We start from the raw sequence: 2,924 nt of genomic DNA, 5'->3' as shown, positions 1-2,924 counted from the left end.
CCGGCCGGGCGGCCGGCGGTTCGGGGGCGCCCCGGCCGCCGGGTCGCTCAATCGCCCAGTCGCTCAGTCGCCGGAGATGAAACCGACCCGGCGGGCGTCGCTCGGACCGATCTCCACGTACGCGATGCGCGCCGCGGGCACCACGTAGCGGGCGCCCTTCTGGTCGACCAGCACGAGCTGCCCGGTGCCGGCCTTCAGCGCGTCCGCGACCTGCGCCTCGACCTCTTCGGGGGTGAGCCCGCTGGACACCACGAGCTCTCGCGGGCTGTCCGCGATCCCGACCCTGACCTCCACGCTGACCTCCGTGCGGCGTTGATGGCGTTCGACCACCAACCCTAGCCGAGCCCGAGCGCCGTCATGCGGCGCGTGTGGCTCTGCTGGAGCCGCCGGAACAGCGCCGCGATGCCCGCGAGGTCGCCCGAGCCGCGCACGATCAGCTCCGCGAGCCCGTCCCGCTCGGCCACCACGTACTGGGCCTGCGTCAACGCCTCGCCGAGCAGCCGGCGGCCCCACAGCGTGAGCCGGTCGCGCAGCTTCGGGTCCTGGTCGCAGGCGGCCCGGACTTCGCGCTCGGCGAACGCCGAGTGGCCCGTGTCGGCCAGCACCGCGAGCACCAGCTCCCTGGTCGGCTCGTCCAGCCACTCCGCGACCTCGCGGTAGAAGTCGGCCGCCAGCGCGTCCCCGACGTACGCCTTCACCAGCGACTCGAGCCACGAGCGCGGCGCGGTGGAGGCGTGGAAGGCGTCGAAGCCCGCGGCGAAGGGCCGCATGGCCTCCTCCAGCGAGTGGCCGCGCTCGGCCAGGTACCGGTCCAGCAGCGCGTAGTGCCCGATCTCGGCCGCCGCCATCTGCGACAACGCGGCCCGCCCGGCCAGCGTGGGCGCGGTCCGGGCGTCCTCGGCCAGCCGGTCGAACGCCGACAGCTCGCCGTACGCGAGCGCGCCGAGCAGGTCCACGACACCCTCGGCCACCTGCTCCTGCCCGCCCACCGCGACGGCCTCCCCGTCCACCGCGGTGGCCTGGCCCGCCGCCGCATCCACTCCCGCGTCGCTCATACCGACGGAGCCTAGTCGGGTGTCGTTCGCTACACCCCAGGCACGGCGAACCGCACCGGACCTCGCGATCCAGCCCGATCGGCCTAGTCGCCGGGTAGACTCGGCAGACGACGCCCGGCGCGGCGCGGCCCAGTGGGGGCTCGCAGCGGTGCCGAAGGCTGAACTGCGGCGGCACCGTGCCGTCAGGAGAGGGTGCGCGCACACACCTCGCTGGCCCTCCCGCGACCCGCCCGGCCCCCTGCGGTGGCCCCCTCGGCGGTGACGCGGTCGAGCGGCCCGTACAGGCCGTGGCGCGCTGGTACGAGAGAGGCGATCACCCTGACCGCGACGAACGAAGAGACCCATATCGACCCGGTGGTGTTGGAGCACAGCGAGGCGGGCGTGCCCGACGTGGACACCTCGCACCCCCTCGTGGCCAACGCGCCGGTCAGGTCCGATTCGCCCACGTTCGGCGAGCTGGGCGTGCGCGAGGAGATCGTGCGGGCGCTGGCCGAGGCGGGCATCCACCGGACCTTCGCCATCCAGGAGCTGACCCTGCCGCTGGCGCTGGCCGGCGACGACGTCATCGGGCAGGCCCGCACCGGCACCGGCAAGACGCTGGGCTTCGGCATCCCGCTGCTGCAGCGGATCACCGTGCCGGGTGACGGCACGCCGCAGGCGCTGGTGGTCGTGCCGACGCGCGAGCTGTGCCTCCAGGTCACCCACGACCTGACCGACGCGTCCAAGCACCTGGGCGTGCGCGTGCTGGCGATCTACGGCGGCCGGCCCTACGAGCCGCAGATCGCGGCGCTGCGCAAGGGCGTGGACGTCGTCGTCGGCACGCCCGGCCGGCTGCTGGACCTCGCCGAGCAGCGCCACCTCGTGCTCGGCAAGGTGCGCGGGCTGGTGCTGGACGAGGCGGACGAGATGCTCGACCTGGGCTTCCTGCCCGACATCGAGCGGATCCTGCGGATGGTGCCCGACGAGCGGCAGACCATGCTGTTCTCGGCGACCATGCCGGGGCCGATCATCACGCTGGCGCGCACGTTCCTCAACCAGCCGACGCACGTGCGGGCCGAGGAGAACGACGCGGGCGCGATCCACGAGCGCACCGAGCAGTTCGTCTACCGGGCGCACGCGCTGGACAAGTCCGAGCTGCTGGCCCGCGCGCTCCAGGCTCGCGACCGCGGCCTGTCGATGGTGTTCACGCGGACCAAGCGCACCGCCCAGAAGGTGGCCGACGAGCTGGTCGAGCGCGGCTTCGCCGCCGCGGCCGTGCACGGCGACCTCGGGCAGGGCGCGCGCGAGCAGGCGCTGCGGGCGTTCCGGTCGGGCAAGATCGACGTGCTGGTGGCGACCGACGTGGCCGCGCGCGGCATCGACGTCGAGGGCGTCACGCACGTGATCAACTACCAGTGCCCCGAGGACGAGAAGACCTACGTGCACCGGATCGGCCGCACGGGTCGGGCCGGGCGGACCGGCGTCGCGATCACGCTCGTGGACTGGGACGAGACGCCCCGGTGGAAGATGATCAGCGACACGCTGGACCTGGGCAAACCGGAGCCGGTGGAGACCTACTCGACGTCCGACCACCTGTTCACGGACCTCGACATCCCGGCGGGTTCGACGGGCCGGCTGCCGCTGGGGCTGCGCACGCGCGCCGGGCTGGACGCGGAGCCCGAGGAGAACCTGAAGGGCGAGAAGAAGACCCGCAAGCGCCGCCGGGGCGGCCGGGGCGGTGACGCGGCCCAGCCCGCCACCGCCGAGCCGACCGCCGGCGGCGGCGGGGCGGCGACCGAGGTCTGGGGGACGCGGCCGCGCCGGGGGGGGGGGGGGCGGGGGCGCGGGGGGGGGGGGGGCGCCCCCCCCCCCGCCCCCCGCACCCAGTGC

3 protein-coding genes are annotated in these 2,924 nt (G+C 74.7%); 1 reads left to right on the top strand and 2 read right to left on the bottom strand.

What is annotated here, in order from left to right:
- Nucleotides 1-63 precede the first annotated feature (63 nt).
- Both ACFXGA_RS39985 and ACFXGA_RS39980 read right to left on the bottom strand, forming a co-directional pair.
- On the bottom strand, nt 64-294 hold the full coding sequence (locus ACFXGA_RS39985) for a DUF3107 domain-containing protein (protein ID WP_378098366.1): 231 nt from the start codon (nt 292-294) through the stop codon (nt 64-66).
- A 41-nt stretch (nt 295-335) separates the two neighbouring features.
- Nucleotides 336-1,055 (bottom strand): ferritin-like fold-containing protein, encoded by a 720-nt coding sequence (locus ACFXGA_RS39980; RefSeq protein WP_378098363.1) that lies wholly within the window; start codon nt 1,053-1,055, stop codon nt 336-338.
- Between the two features lie 354 nt (nt 1,056-1,409).
- Between ACFXGA_RS39980 and ACFXGA_RS39975 the strand changes: the two genes are divergently transcribed.
- A partial coding sequence (locus tag ACFXGA_RS39975; RefSeq protein WP_378098360.1) for a DEAD/DEAH box helicase occupies nt 1,410-2,924 on the top strand: 1,515 nt, incomplete at its 3' end.

Source organism: Actinosynnema sp. NPDC059335 (assembly GCF_042752395.1).
Lineage (GTDB): Bacteria > Actinomycetota > Actinomycetes > Mycobacteriales > Pseudonocardiaceae > Actinosynnema.
Note: the sequence above shows the minus strand (reverse complement) of the source record. Positions and strands in the feature narration are given on the sequence as shown.

What these genes read in the sequence shown, in the direction of transcription:
- ACFXGA_RS39980 (WP_378098363.1), bottom strand. Translation starts at nt 1,055, where the DNA reads ATGAGCGACGCGGGAGTGGATGCGGCGGCGGGCCAGGCCACCGCGGTG.